Source organism: Paenibacillus sinensis (assembly GCF_019904155.1).
Classification (GTDB): Bacteria; Bacillota; Bacilli; order Paenibacillales; family Paenibacillaceae; genus Paenibacillus_AQ; species Paenibacillus_AQ sinensis.
The window spans coordinates 92675-114252 of the sequence record NZ_JAHCMB010000241.1; the positions used below are offsets into that span (position 1 = coordinate 92675).

The window sequence follows — 21578 nt, forward strand, 5'->3', positions numbered from 1 at the left end:
CAATTAAGCTGTCCGCCGTTATGACGCTGATCTCAGCGATGCTTTTGCTGGCCGGCTGCGGGGGCAAAGATGATGTTGGAGCCGGTACGGCTGCCGCCGGAGGGGAGGGCCTCAAGAAGCTGATTATCGCCGAACCGCTTCATTACACCGGATATCTGCCATTGTATGTCGCACAGCGCGAGGGGTATTTTGCCGAGGAGGGGCTTAAGGTGGAAATGCTCCAGGCTGCGGGAGGCGCGCATGTAACGTCGGTGGTCAGCGGGGACGCCTGGGGCGTTATCGGCGGTCCGGAATCGAATGCCTTGGCGAACCAGGGCAATTCCGACCCGATTATTTCCGTAAGCAATGTGGTCAATCGCGCCAATGTGTATTTGATGGCCAAGAAAGGCACGGCTCCGGAAGGCAGCTCGGATGGGGACTTAAAGGCATTTTTGGAGGGTAAAAAAATTAATGTGGGACGGCACGGCGGAACGCCGAATCTGCTTACCCAGTACCTGCTGCTGGAGCTTGGGCTTGATCCTCAGAAGGATGTTCAACTGCTGGAGCCGTCAGACGCTTCGACTGTGGTGGCGACGGTGCAGCAGGGCGCAGCGGATATCGCCAATGGCGCAGAGCCGCAAATTAGCGACGGCATTGATAAAGGCGTGTGGGGCGAGCCGTTTTATAAATTTCATGATATGGGCGATTATGCCTATTCGGTGCTGAGTGTAAAGAAATCAACGATTGAAAAGGACCCGGAAACGGTGCAAAAGGCAGTGAATGCCGTGGTCAAAGCGCTTAAGGCGATCCAGCAGGACAAGGAAATGGCGATGAAGGTATTGAAGGCGGAATTCCCGACACTGTCGGATACGGCAGCCAAAGCGGCGCTGGACCGGGCATATGAAGACCAGCTCTGGAGCCCGGACGGAATAATCTCCAAGGAAGCGCTGGACAAGGATATGAATGTGATGATCAAGACGGGGATTTATAAGGGCGAATATACGTACGACGGATTGGTCGATATGCAGTTTGTGAACAAGACAGCAGAGAAATAAGCGCCGATAGGGGCTTAATAATACGAAGAGGTGACAACGAAATGGAGATAACTGCGGATTTAATTATGCCGGAAAGAACCGCACTGATTGTGGTTGATGTGCAAAATGATTACTGTCACCCGGAAGGTGTGCTGGCCGCGGGCGGGAGTGATGTGTCCGCCGTACAGGAGATGATGCCCCGGCTGCATGGGCTTATCGCGGCTGCAAGGGAGCATGGCGTGAAGATCATCTTTATTCAGACTTTTCATGAGCGTGCGACGGATTCGCCTGCCTGGGCTTCGCGTTCCGGCCGCACTTCGCTGGGGATCTGCCGCAAAGGGAGCTGGGGCGCGGAATTTTACGAGGTCGCCCCCCTTTCCGAGGAAACGGTGGTCAACAAGCACCGCTACAGTGCCTTTATCCATACCCGGCTCGATTCGGTGCTGCGCTCGCTGCGGATTGAAACGTTGATTATGACGGGCGTCAGCACGAATGTGTGCGTGGAATCAACGGCGCGGGACGGCTTTATGCTGGATTATCATATCGTGCTGGCGGAGGATGCCTGCGCCTCATATTCACGGGCTGCGCATGAAATGACTGTGGAGAATATGAAGGGTTATTTCGGGGTCGTCTCGTCGGCGGCGGAAGTGGAGAATATGTGGAAACTCTGGCATGAATCGGCCCTTGAGAACGCATTATGAGCAGTCCGGCCGCGGCTTCCGGCCAGGCGGTAAATCGTACGGCGATCAAGATCGTCATCTGCCTCGGCGCCTTTCTGTCCAATCTGTCCGCCGGCATGTTCAATATTGCGCTGGTGGATATTTCGGCGGATCTGGGAATACCGGTGGCCTCCGCACAGTGGGTCGTCAGCATCTACCTGCTCGTCATCTCCGTGCTGCTGCCGCTGATGGGACGGCTTGGCGATATGCATGGCCGGCGGCGTGTACATAACACCGGGCTGTTCGCTTTTGCTATAGGAGCGCTTGGCTGCGCCCTGGCCCAAAATGCAGCCATGCTGCTCTTCTTCAGAACTATTCAGGGCATCGGCGCCTCCATGTACCAGGCAACCAACATGGCGCTCATTGTCTCCGTCTTTCCCCGGGAGCAGCGGGGGCGGGCATTGGGCCTGATGAGTACCTTTGTGGCCGCCGGCTCCATGGCCGGTCCGGGGGTAGGCGGATTCCTGATCCAGTGGTTGTCCTGGGAGAGCAACTTCTGGCTGCTCGCGGCGGTGGCCGGAGCTGTAGCCGTGCTGGCCCAGAAATGGATTCCGCGCGATACGGAAATCTCCGGCGGGCGGCTGGACATCGGAGCAGCAGTGTGGTTTGCGGTCTGTCTATCCACGCTCATGATCGCTATCGACCTTGGCGGCCGCACCTCGTTTCTGTCTCTGCCGGTGCTGCTGCTGTTTACCGCTTCTGCCGCGACAGCAGCGGCCTACGCCGCCAAGGAGCGGCATTCCCGCCGCAGCGGGGCGGCTTCGACGTCTCCGCCTGCGGGCGGCGGAATCTCGTTATTCACCAACCGATATGTGGCTATCGGGATTATAATTACCGTAGTGACGTACATGGCGGCTTTTGCAGTACAGCTGGCACTGCCGGCGGTGCTGCGGTTGGCCGGCACAGAGCCGGCCTGGATTGGCCTCATTATGCTCGGCTACCCGCTGGCGCTGGTGGTAACGGCCCCGCTGGGTGGAAGTCTGGCCGACCGCAAAGGCCCGCTCGGAATTTTGGCCGTCGGCCTTGTGCTGATGAGCGTCACCATGCTGGCGATGAGCTTGACGGCACCTGCGCTTGGGGCAGGACTCATGGCGCTGCCGGTGGTATTGCTGGGCTGCTCTATGGGCATGATTACGTCGCCCAATACGAGCATTGTAATGGGAATGGCCCCCAAGGAGCAGCTTGGCATGATCAGCAGCGTACTGGCCTTGTTCCGAAACATTGGCATGATGTTCGGCACGGCAGCCGGGGGGCTGGTCATCGGCGGTGAATCCACGGGATCGGACAGAAGCTATGCGGTAGTGTTCCTGGTTTGTGCCGCGTGTGTAGGTTTATCCTGTGCCGGGCTGCTGCAAGCCTTTCGCGGCAGCGGCAAAAAAATGCTGCGCGAATCGATACGCTGAACCTGTCATTATTATTTTCAGGCTCTGCTCGCAAATCGGATACGCATAAACAGCCTGGCAACGATCTTCAAGATGGGCAACTGATATGCTCCCCATACAGTAGACAGGTGAAATAATAAAAACCTGTTACTGTATGGGGAGTTTTTTATGGGACAGAAGAAAATTACAGCAGTCATACTACCTGCATACCTACCAGACCTTCGAAGAACTCCGGAAGGATGTTGAGGACTACATTCACTTTTACAATAATGAACGGTTACAGGCATAACTAAACGGCCTCAGTCCCGTGGAATTCAGGACTAAGGCCGCTTAAAATTCTTTTTACTATTTAGACTGTCTACTTGACGGGGTGCAGTTCAAAGCTTTTGGGAGAGTCCCTTTTTGGCGAAGCGTACGGCCCGGTTCGCCCGGGCCAGCGTCCGCTGCGGGGCGGCGGAGCAGAAGTCGTAATCGGCGAGCTCCACTTCATTCAGCAGCCGGTTCAGATGGGAGAAGACGGCGCCGAGATCGCGAATGGCGGTCAGTGAGCAATTTCCCTGCAGCTCGGAGAAGCTGGTCAGCTGTAGCTCCCGTGCCAGCCGGAGCTTCTCCGGCAGCGCGCTGCCGCACTCAGCGCTGGACAGCGCCTTGGCGCCGAACAGGGCGATGCAGTCCGCCGTGGCTGCCAGGTTCTCCTTCATCCAGTCGGCGGCGGCGTAATGAGCCGGAAGCAGCGAAATTTCGGTTGCAATTTCTTTCACATAGCCGTGCATCGTCTTCAGATGGGAGGTCGATTGCTTCAGCATGCCCAGTTCGATGCGGTTCGGCAGATGGGAGATGGTGAAGTGCAGCTCGGCCTGCTTGCGGGTACTGATCTTGAGCAGTTCATCCGCCCGCTTGAGGGCTTCCGCCTGCTTGGCTTCATCGCGTCCCGGCGTCATGCCGCTGAGTCCGTCAGCCAGCAGCAGACTTCCTTCAAGCGCAGTTCCTCTTGCGTTGCCGAAGCTCTTCGGAGGAACGATAATCATATTGAAGACCAGCGCGATAACGACGCCGATCAAGGTTTCGGATGCCCGGTACATCACATAATGATCCTGGATAAACGTAATCGCCAGAACAGAGGTGACACCGACCTGGGTGATGGCCTGGAAATTGATCTTGCAGGCGGTGGCGATTCCAAGCCCGACCAGCAGAATCAGCAGGATGGACAGCGGGCCGACGTTCATGAAATGCCCGACCAGCAGGCTGACGGTTCCGCCGAGCACGATGCCAAGCAGCCGGCAGAGCCCTTTTTCCAAAGAGGCTTTCACGCTGCCCTGTGTAATCAGGATCGCCGCCAGCGGGGCGAAGTAAGAGAACTCGCCGCCGTAAATGGCGTGCACAACCATCCAGGAAATCGAAGCCGCAAGTGTGACCCGAATCATATATAGGGAAAAACCGTATTTTTCAAGACGCTCCTGCAGCCCCTCATGCATTTCACTCAACTCTTTTCAAAAATTTTAGCAAGTTTACGTGGTTTTCAGACACTTTTCATTATAGCACCGCCGGAATTATGGATAAGCGGGCACTTATTACAACATTACGAACATCAAGCGGCTGGACGTAAAGAATTGATGCCGTGACCGTCAAAACCGGGTATGATAAGCTTAACCGAATCTATTTACATGCAGGGGGGTTGACAGAGATAGCCATTCAGGAATCTACCATTATTTCATTTCAGAACGTTACGAAGCGTTACGACGAGGATGAGGAGCCGGTGCTCAAGGGCGTCAGCTTCGATATCGAACGCGGCAAATTCTACACGCTGCTCGGACCGTCCGGCTGCGGGAAGACGACAATCCTGCGTCTGATCGCCGGCTTTGCCGAACCAACCGAGGGAACTATAACGATGGATGGCAAGGTCATGAACCGCATTCCCGCCAACGAGCGCCAGGTCAACACGGTGTTTCAGGACTACGCCCTGTTCCCGCACCTGAATGTGTTCGAGAATGTGGCGTTTGGCCTGCGCGTCAAGAAGCTGAAGAAGCCGGTTATCGAGCAGAAGGTCCAGGAAGCGCTGCGCTTCGTCAATCTGGCCGGCTACGGGAACCGTTCAGTAAGCGAAATGTCCGGCGGCCAGCGCCAGCGGGTGGCGATTGCACGGGCGATCGTCAACGAGCCGCAGGTGCTGCTATTGGACGAGCCCCTGTCTGCGCTCGATCTGAAGCTGCGGACCGAGATGCAGTATATTTTGCGGGAGATGCAGCAGCGTCTCGGGATCACCTTCATCTTCGTCACCCATGACCAGGAGGAAGCGCTGGCGATGTCGGACTGGATCTTCGTCATGAACAAGGGACTGATTGAGCAGAGCGGCACCCCTAACGACATTTACGACGAGCCGATCAACCGTTATGTCGCCGACTTTATCGGCGAATCCAATATCGTGCCGGGAGTTATGATCGAGGACTACTTGACAGAGTTCAACGGCCGCCGCTTCGAGTGCGTGGACGCTGGTCTGCGTCCTAATGAGCCGATCGAGATCGTCATCCGGCCGGAGGATCTCGAGATCGTGCCGCTTGATCAGGGCAAGCTCCGCGTCAAGGTGGACAGCCAGCTGTTCCGGGGCGTGCACTACGAGATCAGCTGCTACGATGAATCGGGCCAGGAATGGCTGGTCCATTCCACCCGCAAGGCGGAGGTGGGCGGCGAGATCGGCCTTTACTTCGATCCGGAAGCGATCCATGTCATGAGGTTCGGCGAGACGGAGGAGGAGTTCGACAGACGATTGGAAGCATACGGCGAGGTGGAAGCTCATGGCAAGTAAGAGCAAGCCGTTCTATCTCATCCCGTATTATCTGTGGATCGCGCTGTTCGTCGTTGCGCCCGTGCTGCTGGTGCTGTATTATTCCCTCTTCGACATCGAGGGTAACCTGACGCTGTCCAATTACGCGGACTTTTTTACACCGGTCTATTTGCGGATGACGCTTAGCTCGTTCTGGTATGCCTTTCTCATCACGGCGTTCTCGCTGCTGGTGGCTTACCCGGCCGCCTGGCTGCTGACCAGGGCGAAGCACAAGCAGCTCTGGCTGCTGCTCATTATTTTGCCGACGTGGATCAACCTGCTGCTGAAGACGTATGCGTTCATCGGCATTTTTGGCACGTTCGGACCCGTGAACAGCATTCTGGACGTACTGGGCATCGGCTCGCAGCAGATTCTGTTCACAGGCTTCAGCTTCGTGTTTGTCTCGGTCTATATTTTTATCCCGTTCATGATTCTGCCGATCTTCAGTGCGCTGGAGGATCTCAATCCGTCGCTGCTTGCGGCGGCGCGCGATCTGGGCGCTTCGGGCTGGACAACCTTCCGGCGGGTAATCTTCCCCCTGACGATTTCGGGCGTCCGTTCGGGCTGCATGGCGGTCTTCATTCCGGCTCTGTCGCTGTTCATGATCACCCGCCTGATCGCGGGGAACCGGGTCATTACGCTCGGCACGGCGATCGAGCAGCATTTCCTGGTGACACAGGATTGGGGAATGGGTTCGACGGTGGCGATGTTCCTGATCTTTGTTATGGCGCTGGTGATGGTGCTGCTGGGCGGCCGGAAGGAGGTGCGGCATGGAAAATAAGCGAAACCGCTGGTCCAATCTGTATCTGGTCCTTGTCTTTGTTGTGCTGTATGCGCCGATTTTCTATTTGATGTATTACTCGTTCAACAGCGGAGGGACGATGCATAAATTCGAGGGCTTCACGCTCGAATATTACCGCGAGGTGTTCCAGGACACCCGGCTGATCATCATTGTCATCAACACGCTGGTAATTGCGCTGCTGTCGTCGGCCATCGCGACTGTCATCGCCGTGATCGGCGCGCTCGCTATCCGGCGGGTCCGCAGCCGGAGAGCCAAGAATACGCTGCTGTCGCTGAACAACGTGCTGATTGTCAGCCCTGATGTCATTATCGGCGCTTCGTTCCTGATTCTGTTCACGATCGTGGGCGTGAAGCTCGGCTTCTCGTCCGTGCTGCTGTCGCATATCGCCTTCAGCATACCGATCGCAGTCCTGATGATCCTGCCGCATCTGGAGGAGATGAGTCCAAGTCTCGCCGACGCCGCGCGCGACCTCGGCGCCTCCAGCATCGATGTGCTGACCAAGGTTATCCTGCCGGTCATCAGGCCCGGCATCTTCAGCGGCTTCTTCATGGCGCTGACCTATTCGCTGGATGACTTCGCGGTGACGTTCTTCGTGACAGGCAACGGTTATTCCACGCTGTCGGTCGAGATTTATTCACGCGCCCGCCAGGGCGTGTCGCTGTCGATCAATGCGCTGTCCACGCTCATCTTTCTGTTCACGGTGCTGCTCGTGGCAGTGTATTACGTGCTGACAACGAAGAAGGCCAAGCAATCTCCGGCCGAGCCGGCGGCGGATGCGGGGGTGCCGAGATGAAGCAGCTCGTGAATGCTTTTCTGGCAATAATGATCGCGGCCTTTGCCTTGATGTATCTCGGCTCATGGATGAACAAGAGCGAAGGGTATTCCGGCGGCAACACCCTGACTATCTACAACTGGGGCGACTACATTGACCCGGAGCTGCTGACGCAGTTCCAGAAGGAGACGGGCATTACCGTCATCTACCAGACCTTCGATTCCAATGAAGCGATGCTGACGAAGATCGAGCAGGGGGGCACGAATTTCGACGTGGTGGTCCCTTCGGATTACGCCATTGCCAAGATGAAAGAGGAGAACCTGCTGCTCCCGATCGATCACAGCAAGCTGCCAAATCTGTCCCATATAGATCCCAGGTTCATGAATCTGTCGTTCGACGAGGGCAACAAGTACTCGGTTCCCTACTTCTGGGGAACAGTCGGTATTATTTACAACCCGGAGATGACGCACGGGATCAAGTTCGACAGCTGGGACGATCTGTGGGACAGCCGGCTGAAGAACAATATTATGCTCGTGGACGGCGCGCGGGAGGTCATGGGCATGGCGCTGAACAGTCTGCACTACTCCCTGAACGACAGGAACGAAGAGCATCTGCAGCAGGCGCTGGCCAAGCTGAACAAGCTGTCGCCGAACGTCAAGGCCATTGTCGGAGACGAGATCAAAATGCTGCTCGCGAACGAGGAAGCGGCCGTCGGAGTCGTCTGGTCCGGGGATGCCTCGGAGATCATGGATGAGAACGACAAGCTGGACTATGTGGTGCCAAAAGAGGGTTCGAATGTCTGGGCCGACAACCTGGTCATTCCGCGTACCGCCGCCAATGTAGAGGGCGCGTACAAGTTCATCAACTTTATGCTCCGGCCGGAGGTGGCGGCGCAGAATGCTGAATATGTCGGCTACTCCACGCCGAACAAGGATGCGCTGACGCTGCTGCCGGAGGATATTTCCGGAGATGAACGCTTCTACCCGCCGAAGGAACTCACCGATAAGCTGGAGGTCTACGACAATCTCGGCAAGAAGATGCTCGCCCATTACAATGAGCTGTTTCTGAAGTTCAAGATGCATAACGATTGAGAATGCTTGGTTAATTAAAAGATGCTTTATCAATTGAAGATGCTTCTGCCGCAAGATCAAGAGGCTCAAGGGATGCCGGGGACCGCCCCGCTTCTCCATGAGCCTCTTTTTATTGCCGAGGATAATGCCGCTCTTGTCTTTTATGCTCTTGTCTACCTGCTGCGGCCGTGTCTTCCCTGCATCCGTACATTCCTTGTTCCAGGGCTATCCGCCGGCTTACTTGATCCCGAGCCGCATCCGGTAGCCGAACATCGTATCCAGCGTCCGCCCCGCAAAATACTGCTCCACCGCCTGGCGGTACACGGCAATGTCTTCGTCCAGCTCGCCGCCGCCCAGCCTGAGAACGGTCTGCATCCCGCCCTGGCTGAGCGTAAGGCCGACATACCGCTCCGCATCGGAGCGCTCGATGTTGTGGAAGACCAGCTCCCGGCAGTAGCTGAAGACCCCGCTTTCGCGGATTCGGCCCAGATGCTCATCCTTGCTGCGCTTGACGGCTCTGCTCTCAATCGGCACCCGGCTGTCGATTACCGCATCTGCCTTGCTGATCAGGTCGTTGTACATCTTCTCGATAGCCGGTTCGAGCACCGGCGGCCAGTCGCAGTCGTAGGCGGCGAAGATTCCGCCGGGACGCAGCACCCGCGCCGCTTCCTTCAGAGTGCTGAGCGGCTCCATCCAGTGAAAGGATTGGGAGCAGGTGATGATATCGGCTGCATCTGCCTCAAGCTCCAGGGCGTTGGAGTAGCCCTGGACGAACGAGATATGAGACGGCCTGCCAAGGGCGTCCCATTTCTCAAGCGCCCGGCTCCGCATGTCGTCCCCCGGCTCGACCCCGATGATCCGGCCGGCTCTTCCCGTCCACATGAATGTGGACAGGCCGGTCCCGCAGCCGAGATCCACGACAAGGTCAGGCTGTGCGCCCAGGTAGCCTGCCAGCAGTTCGGCGACCAGCTGCGGTGCTTCCGGCCGGTACCGGTCGTATTCTTTTTGAAAACCTTTAAAACGCTCAACATTGGAATACAGATTGCCTTCGGGGATCATGGCTTCACACTCCGTTTCTTTATGACCTACAACTATTGTAGCATCCTCCTCCCAAGGTTATGAGAAATTCTGTAATTTCTTCTATAGGCGGTCCCGCGTCCAATTCGGTAAAATGGAAGGGAAACCAAGACTGAACACCACAGGAGGAGATCATGGAACTGCAGGACGCAGCCGAACAAGTAAGCCGTGTGACTCAAAGTTATTGCAGCAAAATTGATGTAGAGCCAAGCAATGAATGGTTTCTTCTAAAAATCCAGGAGGAGCTCGGAGAGCTGGTGCAGTGCTACATGGAGCTTAACCATAAATCCAGAGCCAGAGGAAAGACCGAAACCGAGCTGCGGGACAGTTTTGAAGCCGAACTGGCCGATGTGCTGGGGCTGGTGTTGTCGATGGGGAAGCATAATGATATGGATATGAACCAAGCTATTTACAATAAATGGCTCAAATGGTTAAATGATTAAAGGCGGTGGCGACGATGGACTCCTTGTTCCTGAGAATCTCGCTTCATCGAATGACCGATCTGTATTTTCCTAAACTGAAGGAAGCACTGCAAGGTTTGAGTCAAGAGCATTTATGGCAGGAGCCATATCCGGGCGGCAATTCGATCGGAGGTATCGCTCTGCATGTATGTGAGCATATTGCCAGAAACTGCGTTCGTCTGGAGAGCAAGGACCCGAGACTGAAACCGGATTTTGAGAAGTATTTTCCAAGCAGCGAACAGACTGCCGATGAGCTGCTAATGAAGTTCGGGCAGCAGCTTCAGCAATGGGATGCCGTGATATCGCGGTATATTGACGGGGAGCGATTGCTGGAGGAAGAGCATATTCACCAGATTTATCATCTGGTCGAGCATACCGGTTATCATCTGGGTCAAATCATTGACCGTGTTCAGCAGGCAACCGGGAAGAAGTTCGATTTTGTTCAAAAGGGTCTGCATGAAGCGTATTTGCGGAGTAAAATCGGATGAAGCCTGGATAAGGCGGATTCATTCCAAGGCTGGTGAAAGCAAGAAATGCTGGAGAACAGACTGGAGAATAGACTGATCAAAATATTGTACAACTACAATCTGATCCGGGACCTGCGGGTGGTGCAGCAGCTGCATCTGCCGAACTGGTGCATTGCTGCGGGTTACGTCCGCAACGGGGTTTGGGATTACCTGCATGGTTATGCAAGCCCTACGCCGCTGAGCGATGTGGATGTGCTGTACTACGACCCGGCCGATCTTAACGAAGACACCGAGAAGCGTTACGACCAAGCCTTAAAGGAGCTTCTGCCCGAATACAACTGGTCCTGCAAAAATCAGGCGAGAATGCACCTGAAGAACCAGGAGGAGCCTTATCTTTCAGTGGAGGATGCCATGCTGAGATGGCCGGAGACGGCTACCGCCGTCGGCGTCAGTATGGATCGTTATAAGAAAATCAATGTCATCGCTCCGCATGGCCTGCGTGATCTGTTTGATCTGATCATCCGGAGAAGCCCGTATTGCCACGACGAAGAATGTTTCCGCGAGCGGGTGCGGAGCAAGAACTGGCTGGAAATCTGGCCCCGGCTGCGAATGGCCGAGTCCGGGCCCGGAGAGCCGGGAGAGCAAGGCGAGCGCTTAAAGGTTTAAGGCGGATATGCCGAACGAAATTCAAGGCCGCCGCTTGTCCGCCCGGGCCGGCAGGGTGGAATCGGCCGCGGCCGATGAACAGGAAGGGCAGTACAGCCGGCTGCCCTGAATTCATCACGAAGTAATCCGAATGCAGAGGAGAGCGCCTATGTCCGACTACTATTGGGATAAGCAGATCGAGTACCTGAACAGCACCCGCTGTTTGTATTACAACGATGATTATCTGGAATTTCTGGTCAAAGGCGTCTGGGGAATCAACCGGCCGGTCAGCCTTATCGATTTCGGCTGCGGCTACGGCTACCTGGGGCTGAAGCTGCTGCCCCTTCTCCCGAAGGGCTCACGCTATACCGGGATCGACAAGGGGAGGGATATGATCGCCAAGGCCCGGGAGATTTTTGCGGAGCTGGATTATGAAACCGAATTCATTGAGGCTTCCGTTGAAGACATTCGGCCCAAGCGGCGTTATGATATCGCGGTCTGCCATGCTTTCCTGCTTCATATGGCCGATGCGGAGGACGTTCTCGGCAGAATGATTGACAGTGTGGTGAATCAGGGGAAGGTGATCTGCTTCGAGCCCCACTGGATCGGGAATATGTCCAATTACGAACTGGAGGGAACTGCGCAGTCCCGGATTGTGAATCTCGGCATTCTCCAGCGTCTGTATGAGAACGATGCGCAGCGGACTAGTAAGGACGGGAACATCGGGCTGCGGCTGCCGATTCTGCTCAGCGGCCTGGGCTTAAGCGATGTGGAATGCCGGGTGAGCGACAAGGTGAATTTTCTGGACCAGCGGATGAACCCGGAGAGCCGGAGCAGACTGTTCCACTCCCTCAAAATCGAAGGCCTGGGCCAGGAGCCCGGCGATTATCAGCGAACGGTGACGCAGCTGATCGCGCGGGGCCTGAGTCATGAGGAGGCGCGCCGGCAGTATGATGCGGAAATGCTCTTCTCCAAGGAGTTCACGGAGGAATCCTGGTTAACTTATGCGCCCAATATGAAGATTACATTCGGTACGGTGGAGCGGCCTTGCGATGAAGATTAACCTGTATCACTATTATGAGCGGGAAAGGGGACCCTTCCGCAATCTCTCCAGTCTTTCCAGGGAAGAGGCCCGGGCGGTCTCCCGAGAATTGAAGTCGAACGGGGATGTATTCGCCAGCCGTCGGCAAGACGATTATATGGAAATCCGCCGGGAACTGGAGCAGCGGGCAAGAGAGCTGTTCATCCGGAAGGGCGGCAGACCCGTTCTCCCTTACCCTCATTACATGACACTCGGCGAATGCCTTTGGGTGAAGAGCTGGTACAGGGAGGGGAGGGAAGTTGTCATCAGTCTGGATGATTTTGCCCCGGAGACCGTCAGCTTCACCTATGGCGATCTGTTCCCGGCTATGCGCTTCCAGGACGGCAGGGAGTACAGGGGGCAGGTCTATACGCGCGATGAAATACCGGGGCTGATCGGCCGCTTCGGGCTTCCACAGGAATGGAACCCGGCCGGCGAGCAGGGACCGGAACGGTACATCGAGGCGCAAATTTGGGATGACGCCATTCTGAAGCGCTATTTGTGATATTAACGAACCAGGGAGGTATTCCATATCATGCCCGACGAGACAGTAGTTCGATTGATTAACCGCCAGGAGCTCCCCGGGCTTCTTGAGTTGTACCGCCATCTCCATCCCGATGATCCCGAGCTGGAACCCGGCTCGATGCAGGAGCAATGGGATGTCATCATGAACGATCCGGGCATGAAGATTATTGTCGTGGAGCGGGATGGGGTGCTGGTCGCTTCCTGCGTTCTGCTCGTTGCCCTGAACTTGACCAGAGGCGCAAGACCCTTCGGCTTGATCGAGAATGTGGTGACACACAGCGGGTATCGCAAGCTGGGATATGGCCGGTTGGCGCTGAACCATGCGGTTGAATATGCAAGGAAGAGGAACTGCTACAAGGTCATGCTGATGACGGGATCGAAGATGGAGGGCGTCCACACATTCTACGAGAGCTGCGGCTTTCGGAAGGGCGTCAAGACCGGGTTCGTCATAAGCTTGCAGGAGTAGGAGGAACAAGGCTCTGGTTCGCAATCCGTCAAATGAGTGAAGCCGCTGCGTACTTACGCAGCGGCTTGTTGCTGTCTACCTTTCGTAAAAATACCATCTCGATCCCGATGCAAAGCTTCATTATATAGTCATTATAGTCGGTTGGATAGAGTTCATAAGTAGTTCTTTATGCCTAGTGTATTTAGGCATAAAGAACTTAAATCCGGGGTTGTAAATAAGCTTTTTTATAAATGTAGCGAAAATAGATATTCATAATGTGACGAAGATTGTCGATAAGGACTATAGATACCCGGTTTCCATAGAATGGTAGTGGGAGTTAAGTTGTATGGTCGGGTGCGATAATGCAAAACGGGGGGAGTAAGGTATGCGGTGGTTTGGTAACTTGAAGACAGTAACAAAGATTATTTCCGCGTTCCTGATCGTTGCATTGCTGTTGGCAGCGCTGGGAGTCTACTCAAGTCTGACGATGCGGAACATGAACAAGAATGCGATTGAGCTGTACAGCAACAACCTGATTTCAGTGAATACCTTAGGGGGAGCACAGGTCTCTTTTCAAAAGGCGAGAGTGCTGATCCGGGATTTGAGCACCACGACTGTAGCGTCGGATCAGGAGCAGTATGAGAAAGAGCTCAATGCTACCGTTCAGGATATTGAGAAAAACATTGAACAGTACCGGCCCCGGGCGGCCACGGCGGAAGAACAGAACATTTTGAAAAGTCTGGACCCGGAATTCTCCATATATAAAGACCTTCTAAATCAGGGGGTACAGATTGCCAAAGAGCAAGGCTCAGAGGCGTTCCTTAAATTCAGAGCGGAGTCTTTAAAACCGCAGACGGATAAAATTTCCAATCTATTGAATCAATTATTGAATCTGAACGTTCAGATTGCGGCGGCAACGAATGATGAGACTCAAAATTACTATTCAACAGGCATTTCTGTGACAGTAGCCATTATCATTATTGCCATTGTTCTCAGCGTTCTGATTGGCTCCTTCATCGCCCGGTCCATTTCGAAGCCGCTGCTTCAGATGGTCGGGGTAGCGACCAAGGTGGCGAACGGCGATTTGACCGAGCAGGTCTCGATATCCAGCAGAGATGAAGTGGGACAGCTGGCATCAGCGCTTAATCGGATGGTTGATAATTTGAAAACGCTGGTGAACGAAATCGTCATGAATTCGCAAAGTGTGGCCGCATCATCGCAGCAGATTTCGGCAAGCACCCAGGAAATCGCCAGCACGAGCACAAGCCAGTCTGCTGCTGCGGGTGATATTACCAATCTGTTCAAGGAGCTGTCTATCGCTATTGACTCTGTGGCCAACAGTGCGGAAGAGGCAGCCGATCTGTCCAATGATACGGTGCGGACGGCGCGTGAAGGCGGTGCGGTTGTTGAGGCCTCGCTGAAGGGAATGCAGGCAGTCAACGGCAAGATGGCCCAGCTGGAAAGCGACTCCCAGAAGATCGGCGACATTATCGAAGTGATCGATGATATTGCCGAGCAGACGAATCTGCTGGCGCTTAATGCGGCGATCGAAGCGGCGCGAGCGGGCGAGCAGGGACGCGGCTTCGCCGTAGTGGCCGACGAGGTGCGGAAGCTGGCCGAGCGAAGCGGGGGAGCGACGAAGGAGATTACGTCGATTATCAAGGCGATGCAGGAAAATACGAAGCAAAGTGTACAAGCGGTCGCCGAGAGCGTACAGCAGTCCTCACGGACGGGAGAGGCGTTCGAACGGATTATCGGCATGGTCAACGACTCGTCCATCAAGGTCAATGAAATCGCCGCAGCCTGTGAAGAAGAATCGGCTCAGGCGGCAGAAGTCATGGGTGCGGTTCAGTCCATCGCCGCTTCAAGCGAAGAGTCGGCGGCTGCCTCTGAGGAGACGGCGGCAACCTGCCAATCCCTTGCCCAGTTGTCCCAGGAGCTGGCAACAGCAGCGGCGGCATTTAAAACACGCTAACTTTCACTAACAATAAATCTTTACACTGAGGGGGATGCTTATGACCTCGCTTCAGCAAGACCAATATATTGAACTTGCCGTAGGAGCCGAGACCTGCGCTATGCGCATTGAAGACGTGCATGAAATTATCAAAATGCTCACCATTACGGATATTCCGTTCAGCCGTCATGAGGTGAAGGGAGTCGTCAATCTGAGAGGGAAGGTCGTTCCGGTCATGAGTCTGCGGAATCTGCTCGGCATGCCCGATGAGCCGTACACGAGGGCGACCCGGATCATCGTCGTCCGTCACAAGGAGGAGTTCGTCGGTATGATTGTCGACAAAGTGAACCGGGTTACGACCTATGCGGAGATTCACCCTCCGACCGGACAAACCGGCATCCCCCATGCGGGAGTCTATCAGGGGATCGGTCAGCGTGACGACCGGCTGATCGGGATTCTGAAGCTTGAAGACATCCTGGGCGGATAGGGGGGACGGCAATTATGATGGATTTATCGGCTTACCGTGATATTTTCATAGAGGAGCTGAATGAGCAGCTGGAGCGAATGGATCAGACGCTGCTCTCGCTGGAGCGTTCTCCTTCTCCTGAGTATGTGCAGACCTTGTTCCGTTCGGCTCATACGGTCAAAGGCTCCTCATCCACCATGGCCTTTGGTGAAATGAGCGAACTGACCCACCAGGTGGAATACGCGCTGGAATGGGTTCGGGAGAATAACGCCGCCATCGGCTCCGAATTCATCGACCTGATGTTCAGGGCGCTGGACGCCATGAAGACACTCCGGGACGAATATATCGGGGGCGGTCCGTTCTCTGACTTCACCGTGCTCGTATCGGAGATCCGATCGTTGATCAGCCGGCCTTCCGGGGACACGGCGGAGACGCGGCGGGGGCAGCTGGTGCTAGGGCCAGAGGAGACGCTCAAAGCGGATGAGCAGGCAGCGGCGGGACGGACGCTGCTGGAGGTCCGGGTCGAGCTGGTCGGAGACTGCCTGATGAAGGCGGCGAGATACCAGATCGTGATGAACCGGAGCGAAGACGAGCTGGGAACGGTCGTCGCCTCGACGCATTCGCTGCAGGGAACCGGCGCTACGGAGGAAGAGGATGAAACGTACCGGCTGTTCGCCTTCGTAATCGCGACGCAGCTGGAGGCCAAAGCGCTGCAGGACAAGCTGTCGGGATTCTCGGATGTGCAGTCGGCAGAGGTCCTGCCGTTCACTGCCGGGGCCGCCGCTGCGTCCACACCATCAGCGGCTTGCGCCGAACAGGCAACGGCTGCACATCCCGCACAAGCCCCGGCGTCGGCCCAGGCTCCGGGCCGGCAGGCCGCGCCCTCCGGCGGGGAGCCGGGAAAGGGCGCTGCCCAGACTGTCCGGGTCAGCGTGGATCGGCTCGACCACCTGATGAACCTGGTCGGAGAGCTGCTGATCGACCAGACCTCGCTGGCCGATCTGCGGGCCGAAGGACTGCGGAGCGACCCGGCGCAGGCGCTCGGTACGATCGGCGGCGTTTCGGATCACATGAGCAGGGTGATCAAGGAACTGCAGGACGGGGTCATGAAGACCCGGATGCTGCCGATCGACCAGTTGTTCAGCCGGTTCCCCCGGCTGGTCAGGGACCTGTCCCAGAAGCTTGGCAAGCAGCTGGATCTGATCATTCAGGGCGGAGAGACGGAGCTGGACCGCACGATTATCGAAGAGCTCGGCGATCCGCTGATTCACCTGATCCGCAACAGCGCCGATCACGGAATCGAGAGCCCGGAGGCGCGGGCCGCTGCCGGCAAGCCGGAGAAGGGCCGCATCTCCCTCACCTCGTTCCATGAGGAGAATCACGTTGTAATTGTGCTGGAGGACGACGGCAAGGGTATTGACGGAGAGGTCATCAAGGCCAACGCCATCCGGAAAGGGCTGATTACGGAAGAACAGGCCGCCCGTCTTACCCAGGCGGAGGCTGTCAATCTGATCTTCGAGCCCGGCTTCTCCACCGCTTCCCAGGTCAGCGAGGTGTCCGGACGCGGCGTCGGCATGGATATCGTCCGCAGCCAGATCGGCAGACTGAACGGCATCATCGACATTGATACCCGGCCCGGCGACGGCACGAGATTCACTATCCGTCTTCCGCTTACACTGGCCATCATCAAGGGGCTGCTCGTCAAAGTGGCGGGCAGGCTGGTCATTATCCCGATGTATAATGTATCCGAAATCGTCAGAATCTCACCGGATGATGTGCAGAGCATTCAGGGCCAGAGAGCCATTATCAATCACGGCAAAATCGTTCCGCTGTATTGGCTGCATGACAAGCTTCATTATCACCGGACGGAACGGAACGCGAGGTCGATCCCTGTGGTCGTTGTGAAATCGGTGGAGAAGAGCGCCGCCTTCGGCGTGGATGAGATCATAGGCAATCAGGAAGTGGTTATCAAATCGCTGGGAACTTACCTCGGCAAAATGAATCATCTCTCGGGAGCTACCATTCTGGGCAACGGCAGCGTGGCGCTCATTCTGGAAGCGCCGTTTCTGGTAAACGGATAATATTTGATCATACAGAGGTGTCCCTTAAGCCGTGAAATGGCTGCGTGGGATGCCTCTTGTTTTTTTATGAAACGGATAGACAATAGAAGAGAAACTTCTTGTAAGCGCTTATTACGAAATCGCTATCTGCTATATAAAAGCTGGATTAAATATAATAAACAGGAAGCAAGTCAATCATCAATGTTTCAACCAAAGGAGGTGAATTGCGATTATGTATGTAACCGAACGCACCTTGAAAGTTGCCCGGTATTTCAACGAAAAAAATGAAGCGAGCATCCGGAGCATCGCCAGGGAGCTCGGGCTTACCGAGCGGTCTGTCCGCTATGAAATTGACCGGATTAACATTTTCGAAAGCGCCAGTCATCCTTATATTCTGAAAAGCAAGGACGCTTACTGGAAGCTGGTCTCGCCTCTGCCCGAGGTGCTGCTGCAAACCTATCTGTATGTCTATACATCGGAGGAACGGGCCCGCTTTATGCTGCTCGGGCTTCTCTTCTCCCCGGAGCAGATCCATCTGGGTGTTCTGGCACAGCGTTTCGAGGTTAGCCGGACAACGGTCAAGAAGGATCTTCAGGCGGTTGAGGAACGGATGCTGGAATCCGGGATTTCGCTTTCCTATCGCCGCGGATTTGGCCTGAACGGCTCGCCGTCCTCGTTATATTTACTTGGCGTCGAAGCGTTAAGGCCCGTTGTGTCCTTGTTATACAGAGAGCCTCAAACCGTATACGAAGAGCAGGTTGGACTCATGTTGTCGGATGCGATCGGGTCTCCCTGGTCCCCGGAGCTTCATGCCTGGGCGAGGAGAACGATGGAGAATATTCAGCTCATTCTTACCGATTCGGCCTATAAAACGATGCTGGCCCACCTCGTCGTCCTGCTGTTCATGATGAGCAGAAATGCGCCGATACCGGAGACTCTGGGAGCTAACCTGCATTTGGCCGAATCCGAGGAGATCATGTTCGGGGGCCATCTCGAGAGCCTGGGAGAGATCGTGGAGCATCCCATCCAGTCCGAATACGCGCGGGCTATAATTATTCAGTTCATGCTCTCCTCCAAGCATCAGCCATCTGCTTATCAGGTCGGCCGGTGGCTGGATGCGGAATGCCTTGCGATTGAACTCATTGAAAGCGTCTCTGAGCGTGTGCATATCGGCTTTGAACAGGATGAACAACTGCTGAACGGGCTGATTAACCATCTCGAGCCTCTGCTGAACGGAACGGCTTCGTATGAAGAGCCGAGGTGGAGCATAGAGCATTTGCCGGAACAGGACCGGCTCGTCTTTAAGGCTCTGTCCGAAATTATTACGGAACACCCGGAGCTGCGAAGGGCGGTGTCGGGCTCCGGGCTGTTCCTGATCGCGGTGCATTTTCTCGGCAGCCTGAGAAGGCTTGTGCAGGAGGCCAGCCACGTTCTTCTGGTCTGCGGATTCGGCTATGGGACTACGGCGCTGGTTAAAGACCAGCTTATGAACAAGTATCAGGTCCATATCGTCGAATCCATCCCGATGCACAAGCTGATGAACCGCAGCAGCTGGGATGAAGTGGACCTGATCGTGAGCACCCATCCGATTCAGGAACGCCTTCCAAAGCCGTGGGTTCAGGTGGAGCCTCTGATCACGGTCGCCGACGATGAAGCGCTGCAAAGGTCGGGATTACAGCCCAAGCGGCTGTATGTGGATTATCACCTGCTGTACAGGGATTTGGAATTTCTGAATGAACGGGACAGGGACGCCGCCTTTCAGGTCTTCCTGAAGCATCTGGGCCACCAGGGAATCCGGATATCGGGGAGCTATCGGCTTCAGGATCTCATGCTGCCCCAGTTCGTTCAATATGTGGATCAAGCGCTCGACTGGGAGCAGGCGGTCCGAATCTCCTGCGGTTTGCTGGTGAATCAGGGCTGTGTGCATTCTTCATATCTCGATGAAATCATCCGCTCGATGCATCGCTGGGATCATTATTCGGTAATTGACGGCTCAATCGCCATTCTGCACGGCAAGGGAGAGGAACTCATCAAGCGAACGGGGATCAGCATGATCTGCACTTCCCGTCCCGTCCGGTTCGGCACCAAGTCCGTGCATGCGGTTCTGTGTCTGGCCAGCAAGGATAAGAAGGAGCATATCCCGGCCCTCAAGACCCTGGTGAAGCTCATCCGGCTGACGGATTGGATCGCGCAATTGCAACAGAAGCGGACCGGCATTGAAATTTACGAATTAACCAGAGAAATGGAGAATCGAATTCTAAATGAAGAAGCTTATTAGCATTGATACCATTATGCTCAATCTGGACGCCGGGACGAAGGACGAGGCTATCGCGCTGCTGGCGGATAACCTGGAGCGAACCGGCCGGGTGGCCTCGGCGGATGTTTTTATGCAGAGTGTACTGGACCGGGAAGCGGTCTCGCCGACGGCGATCGGATATGATATGGGACTGCCGCATGGAAAAAGCGACACGGTGCTGATTCCGTCCGTATCCATAGCAAGGCTTAAACGGCCGCTTCTATGGAATGAAGAGACGAACGAAGCGGCGGATCTGCTGATCCTGATTGCAGTACCCAAGGAGAGCAGCGGATTCCATTTGAAGATTCTGACGGCGCTGTCCCGCAAGCTTATGCATGACGAGTTTCGCGAGAAGCTCAGGAATGCCTCCGCAGAGACGGACATTCTTAAGTTAGTAGATCAAGAACTGGGGGAATTGATCCATGATTAGCAAAATAATGGGCAACACCAAACGGCATCTGCTCACCGGCACTTCCCATATGATTCCCTTTATTGTCGCGGCAGGAATTATCTTCTCTCTGGCCGTCATGCTTAGCGGCAAGGCGGCCACGCCGGAGACCGGCTGGCTGGCCGATCTGGCGAAGATCGGCAGCGCCGGCTTTACACTGTTCATTCCAATCCTTGGAGGCTATATCGCCTATTCGATCGCCGACAAGCCCGGTCTGGCTCCCGGAGCCATCGGAGCACTGCTGGCCAATCAGGTTGGAGCCGGATTCCTGGGCGGCATGGCCGCCGGTTTCCTGGCAGGATTCGTCGTCAGTATGCTTAAGCGGATCAAGCTGCCCCCGGCTCTGCGATCACTGGGCACCATTTTTCTGTATCCTTTATGCGGTACGTTAATTGTCGGCGGGATTATCGTCTGGGGAATCGGGGGACCGATCGCCATCCTGATGTCCTCTCTGACCGACTGGCTGAACGGGATGGCGGGAGCAGGCAAGGCGATTCTGGCCGTCATTCTGGGCGGGATGACCGCCTTCGATATGGGCGGGCCGATCAACAAAGTGGCGACCCTCTTTGCCCAGACGCAGGTCAAAGAGCTGCCCTATTTGATGGGCGGGGTAGGCGTCGCCATTTGTACGCCTCCGATCGGGATGGGGCTGGCGACTTTTCTCTCCCGGAAGAAGTACACGATCGAAGAGAGAGAAGCAGGCAAGGCGGCCATTCTGATGGGCTGTGTAGGGATCACGGAAGGGGCGATTCCCTTCGCCGTAAATGATCCGATTCGCGTTATTCCTTCCATTATGACGGGTGCGATCGTCGGCAACATTATTGCATTTTCGCTGGGTGTTCTTAACCACGCCCCTTGGGGAGGACTCATCGTGCTCCCGGTTGTTGAAGGAAGGATAGGCTATATCATTTCCGTTCTTGCCGGTGCGGTCGTAACGGCGCTGCTTGTGAACGCGCTCAAGAAGAGCAGGGCGGAAGAAGAGGCGCCCGATGAATCAGCCTCTGCAGCGGGAGGAATCGAACTGGATTTTGAACAAATGTAAGCGCTTTGTCCTGAATTCAATAATAGATGATC

22 protein-coding genes are annotated in these 21578 nt (G+C 55.5%); 20 read left to right on the plus strand and 2 right to left on the minus strand.

From position 1 onward, the window contains the following. Positions 1-38: 38 nt before the first annotated feature. The 4 genes from KIH86_RS29045 (at position 39) to KIH86_RS30245 (ending at position 3403) form a co-directional block, all read left to right on the plus strand. Entirely contained in the window at positions 39-1034 is a 996-nt protein-coding gene (locus KIH86_RS29045) for an ABC transporter substrate-binding protein (RefSeq protein WP_235775689.1), read from the plus strand. Positions 1035-1075: 41 nt separating this feature from the next. Continuing rightward, positions 1076-1714, plus strand: coding sequence for a cysteine hydrolase family protein (locus KIH86_RS29050; protein WP_223081430.1), 639 nt, complete (start codon positions 1076-1078; stop codon positions 1712-1714). Continuing rightward, a complete protein-coding gene (locus KIH86_RS29055) occupies positions 1711-3135 on the plus strand; it encodes an MFS transporter (protein ID WP_223081429.1) in 1425 nt (474 codons plus the stop codon). The genes KIH86_RS29050 and KIH86_RS29055 overlap by 4 nt, the downstream gene beginning before the upstream one ends. 133 nt (positions 3136-3268) lie before the next feature. Continuing rightward, positions 3269-3403, plus strand: coding sequence for an IS3 family transposase (locus tag KIH86_RS30245; protein WP_223081428.1), 135 nt, complete (start codon positions 3269-3271; stop codon positions 3401-3403). A gap of 88 nt (positions 3404-3491) precedes the next feature. Here KIH86_RS30245 and KIH86_RS29065 read toward each other — a convergent pair whose 3' ends face one another. Next, complete coding sequence (locus KIH86_RS29065) at positions 3492-4589, minus strand: FUSC family protein (protein ID WP_223081427.1); 1098 nt, start codon at positions 4587-4589, stop codon at positions 3492-3494. A gap of 215 nt (positions 4590-4804) precedes the next feature. On the opposite strand from KIH86_RS29065, the gene KIH86_RS29070 reads away from it, so the two are divergent. From KIH86_RS29070 to KIH86_RS29085, 4 genes are read left to right on the plus strand one after another with little or no spacing between them, the layout of a single operon-like run. Beyond that, positions 4805-5917, plus strand: a complete 1113-nt coding sequence (locus tag KIH86_RS29070; RefSeq protein ID WP_223081647.1) for an ABC transporter ATP-binding protein — start codon at positions 4805-4807, stop codon at positions 5915-5917. After that, complete coding sequence (locus KIH86_RS29075) at positions 5907-6716, plus strand: ABC transporter permease (protein WP_223081426.1); 810 nt, start codon at positions 5907-5909, stop codon at positions 6714-6716. The genes KIH86_RS29070 and KIH86_RS29075 overlap by 11 nt, the downstream gene beginning before the upstream one ends. Further along, complete coding sequence (locus KIH86_RS29080) at positions 6706-7530, plus strand: ABC transporter permease (RefSeq protein ID WP_223081425.1); 825 nt, start codon at positions 6706-6708, stop codon at positions 7528-7530. The genes KIH86_RS29075 and KIH86_RS29080 overlap by 11 nt, the downstream gene beginning before the upstream one ends. Next, a complete protein-coding gene (locus KIH86_RS29085) occupies positions 7527-8600 on the plus strand; it encodes an ABC transporter substrate-binding protein (RefSeq protein ID WP_223081424.1) in 1074 nt (357 codons plus the stop codon). The genes KIH86_RS29080 and KIH86_RS29085 overlap by 4 nt, the downstream gene beginning before the upstream one ends. A 216-nt stretch (positions 8601-8816) precedes the next feature. Here KIH86_RS29085 and KIH86_RS29090 read toward each other — a convergent pair whose 3' ends face one another. Beyond that, positions 8817-9638: a class I SAM-dependent methyltransferase gene (locus tag KIH86_RS29090; protein ID WP_223081423.1), complete on the minus strand. Its 822-nt coding sequence runs from the start codon at positions 9636-9638 to the stop codon at positions 8817-8819. Positions 9639-9790: 152 nt separating this feature from the next. Between KIH86_RS29090 and KIH86_RS29095 the strand changes: the two genes are divergently transcribed. The 12 genes from KIH86_RS29095 (at position 9791) to KIH86_RS29150 (ending at position 21546) form a co-directional block, all read left to right on the plus strand. Beyond that, positions 9791-10099: a nucleoside triphosphate pyrophosphohydrolase family protein gene (locus KIH86_RS29095; protein ID WP_223081422.1), complete on the plus strand. Its 309-nt coding sequence runs from the start codon at positions 9791-9793 to the stop codon at positions 10097-10099. 14 nt (positions 10100-10113) lie between these two features. After that, on the plus strand, positions 10114-10605 hold the full coding sequence (locus KIH86_RS29100) for a DinB family protein (RefSeq protein WP_223081421.1): 492 nt from the start codon (positions 10114-10116) through the stop codon (positions 10603-10605). 45 nt (positions 10606-10650) lie between these two features. After that, positions 10651-11250, plus strand: coding sequence for a nucleotidyltransferase family protein (locus KIH86_RS29105; RefSeq protein WP_223081420.1), 600 nt, complete (start codon positions 10651-10653; stop codon positions 11248-11250). Positions 11251-11398: 148 nt separating this feature from the next. Continuing rightward, entirely contained in the window at positions 11399-12292 is an 894-nt protein-coding gene (locus KIH86_RS29110; RefSeq protein ID WP_223081419.1) for a methyltransferase, read from the plus strand. Continuing rightward, positions 12282-12815: a hypothetical protein gene (locus KIH86_RS29115; RefSeq protein WP_223081418.1), complete on the plus strand. Its 534-nt coding sequence runs from the start codon at positions 12282-12284 to the stop codon at positions 12813-12815. The genes KIH86_RS29110 and KIH86_RS29115 overlap by 11 nt, the downstream gene beginning before the upstream one ends. Before the next feature lie 30 nt (positions 12816-12845). Beyond that, the gene (locus KIH86_RS29120) at positions 12846-13301 is read left to right on the plus strand and encodes a GNAT family N-acetyltransferase (protein WP_223081417.1); all 456 of its coding nucleotides are present in this window, start codon (positions 12846-12848) and stop codon (positions 13299-13301) included. Between the two features lie 382 nt (positions 13302-13683). Further along, on the plus strand, positions 13684-15255 hold the full coding sequence (locus tag KIH86_RS29125; RefSeq protein ID WP_235775681.1) for a methyl-accepting chemotaxis protein: 1572 nt from the start codon (positions 13684-13686) through the stop codon (positions 15253-15255). A 40-nt stretch (positions 15256-15295) separates the two neighbouring features. Then, entirely contained in the window at positions 15296-15721 is a 426-nt protein-coding gene (locus tag KIH86_RS29130; protein ID WP_223081415.1) for a chemotaxis protein CheW, read from the plus strand. Between the two features lie 14 nt (positions 15722-15735). Next, positions 15736-17781, plus strand: a complete 2046-nt coding sequence (locus KIH86_RS29135) for a chemotaxis protein CheA (RefSeq protein WP_223081414.1) — start codon at positions 15736-15738, stop codon at positions 17779-17781. A gap of 211 nt (positions 17782-17992) precedes the next feature. Beyond that, positions 17993-20038 carry a BglG family transcription antiterminator gene (locus KIH86_RS29140; protein ID WP_223081413.1) on the plus strand — a complete coding sequence of 682 codons (2046 nt, stop codon included), beginning with the start codon at positions 17993-17995 and terminating at the stop codon, positions 20036-20038. Further along, entirely contained in the window at positions 20022-20486 is a 465-nt protein-coding gene (locus tag KIH86_RS29145; RefSeq protein ID WP_223081412.1) for a PTS sugar transporter subunit IIA, read from the plus strand. The genes KIH86_RS29140 and KIH86_RS29145 overlap by 17 nt, the downstream gene beginning before the upstream one ends. Beyond that, a complete protein-coding gene (locus KIH86_RS29150; protein ID WP_235775682.1) occupies positions 20479-21546 on the plus strand; it encodes a PTS fructose transporter subunit EIIC in 1068 nt (355 codons plus the stop codon). The genes KIH86_RS29145 and KIH86_RS29150 overlap by 8 nt, the downstream gene beginning before the upstream one ends. The last annotated feature ends 32 nt before the right edge of the window (positions 21547-21578 follow it).